Source organism: Actinosynnema sp. NPDC023658, from assembly GCF_040639995.1.
Classification (GTDB): domain Bacteria; phylum Actinomycetota; class Actinomycetes; order Mycobacteriales; family Pseudonocardiaceae; genus Actinosynnema.
This window is the reverse complement of record NZ_JBFAAX010001108.1, coordinates 1-1738: the sequence shown is the minus strand read 5'-3', so window position 1 is coordinate 1738 and position 1738 is coordinate 1. Positions and strand designations below refer to the sequence as shown.

The 1738-nt window shown below is 73.6% G+C and carries 3 protein-coding genes; 2 read left to right on the top strand and 1 reads right to left on the bottom strand.

The annotated features are described in order from the left end of the window. Window positions 1-2 precede the first annotated feature (2 nt). Window positions 3-125, bottom strand: coding sequence for a hypothetical protein (locus AB0G02_RS38590; protein WP_360804979.1), 123 nt, complete (start codon window positions 123-125; stop codon window positions 3-5). A 265-nt stretch (window positions 126-390) separates the two neighbouring features. Between AB0G02_RS38590 and AB0G02_RS38585 the strand changes: the two genes are divergently transcribed. Together AB0G02_RS38585 and AB0G02_RS38580 are read left to right on the top strand one after the other, a co-directional pair. Beyond that, window positions 391-1308, top strand: coding sequence for a PmoA family protein (locus AB0G02_RS38585; protein ID WP_360804976.1), 918 nt, complete (start codon window positions 391-393; stop codon window positions 1306-1308). Continuing rightward, window positions 1305-1738 (top strand): cupin domain-containing protein (locus tag AB0G02_RS38580; protein ID WP_360804973.1); only part of this gene is annotated, 434 nt, incomplete at its 3' end. The genes AB0G02_RS38585 and AB0G02_RS38580, both read left to right, overlap by 4 nt.

Sequence of the window (1738 nt, the reverse complement as noted above, 5' to 3'; positions counted from 1 at the left end):
GATCAGACCACCGCGGCGGGCTTGGCGGGCTCGGCCGTCGCGTCGGTGGCGGTCGCCGCGGCGGTGGCGGCGGCGACGGTGATCACGACTGCGACGGCGATCCGACTGCGGAAGGCGGCGGACATCGACCTCAACTCCTCGGTGCGGTCAGGCCACGGTAGGAGGCCGGGGCGGTCGGGGAGAACGGCGCGGGAATCGGAGAACCGGATGGTGTGGCGAGGTCCCCCTGGCCAGGTGACGGCACCTCGCGGACGGTGACCGGCCCGTTCGTCCGCCGATCGGGCCGGGCCGACCCGTCGAGACGGTGGCGGGCACGCCTTGACGAGCCCGGCGACCGCATTCGATACTGGTCGGAAAGCGCGTACCGAGCGGCGACGAGGAGAACGACCTTTGAGCGCACTCGCGGTCCGGCACGACGTGGGGTCCTCGCTGACCATCGGGGACGGGCGGGTCGACCTCCTCCGCTACGTGCACGTGCCGGACACCCCGCAGCTGGAGTCGCCCAAGCCGTTCCTGCACCCGGTCCGCACGCGGGCCGGTCGGGTGGTGAGCCTGTTCCGGCCGCACGACCACGTCTGGCACAAGGGCATCGCCTGGTCGCTGCCGAACGTCGGTGAGGAGAACTTCTGGGGCGGGCCGACCTACGTCCACCCGCAGTCCTACGTGCAGCTGGACAACAACGGCGCCCAGCGGCACCGCCGGGTGGTCGATGTCGGCGCCGACGACGAGGCCGCCTGGTTCACGCACGAGCTGGACTGGATCACCCAGTCCGGGCACACCGTGTTCACCGAGCGCCGGACGATCACCGCCACCCTGCTGTCGGACGCGGCCTGGGCGCTGACCTTCCACACCGCGATGACCAACACCTCCGGCCGGGAGGTCGTCTTCGGCTCGCCCACCACGCGCGGCCGGGAGAACGCCGGCTACGGCGGTCTGTTCTGGCGCGGCCCGCGGTCGTTCACCGGCGGGACGGTCGTCACCTCCGACGGCGTGGGCGGCGACGGGCTGCGCGGTCACCGCGCCGAGTGGATGGCCTTCGCGGGACGGCACGACGGCGACGACGCGGAGTCCCTGGTGCTCATGGTCGACCACGTGGACAACCCGCACCACCCGCCGCAGTGGTTCACCCGGTCGGAGAACTTCGCCTGCCTCAACCCGGCGCCGTTCTTCAGCGAGGAGCTGGCCGTCGCCGACGGTGACGCGGTGCGGTTCCGCTACGGCACGGGCGTGGCCGACGGCGGCGTCGAGGACGCGGAGGCGCTGGCGGCGGCGGTGCGCGACGTGCTGCGCCGCGGGGACCGGGGGTGACCGCGTTCCCCGGCGGGACGTCGTTGTCGTTCCTCGACGTCTACGACGACGCAGCGCCGGACGGTGTCGCCGGCGGCAGCCCGCACCTGCACCTGGCCTCGACCGAGTGCTACGCGGTGGTCGGCGGGGCGGGGGAGCTGCACGTGGTCAACCTCGACGGGTACCGGGAGATCCCGCTCGCCCGCGGTTCCGTCGTCTGGTTCACGCCGGGCACGATCCACCGCGCCGTCAACCACGGCGGGCTCCGGGTGGTCGTGCTGATGGACAACGCCGGGCTGCCCGAGGCGGGTGACGCGGTCATGACGTTCCCGCCCGACGTCGTCGCGGACCCGGACCGCTACCGCGCCGCGGCGACCCTGCCGCGACGGGCGACCGAGGCCGAGCGCGCCGCCGACGCCCGCGTCCGCCGCGACTTGGCGGTGGAGGGGTT

Excerpts from the sequence above, each read along its gene's own strand:
- AB0G02_RS38590 (WP_360804979.1), bottom strand. The coding sequence starts at position 125 with ATGTCCGCCGCCTTCCGCAGTCGGATCGCCGTCGCAGTCGTGATCACC.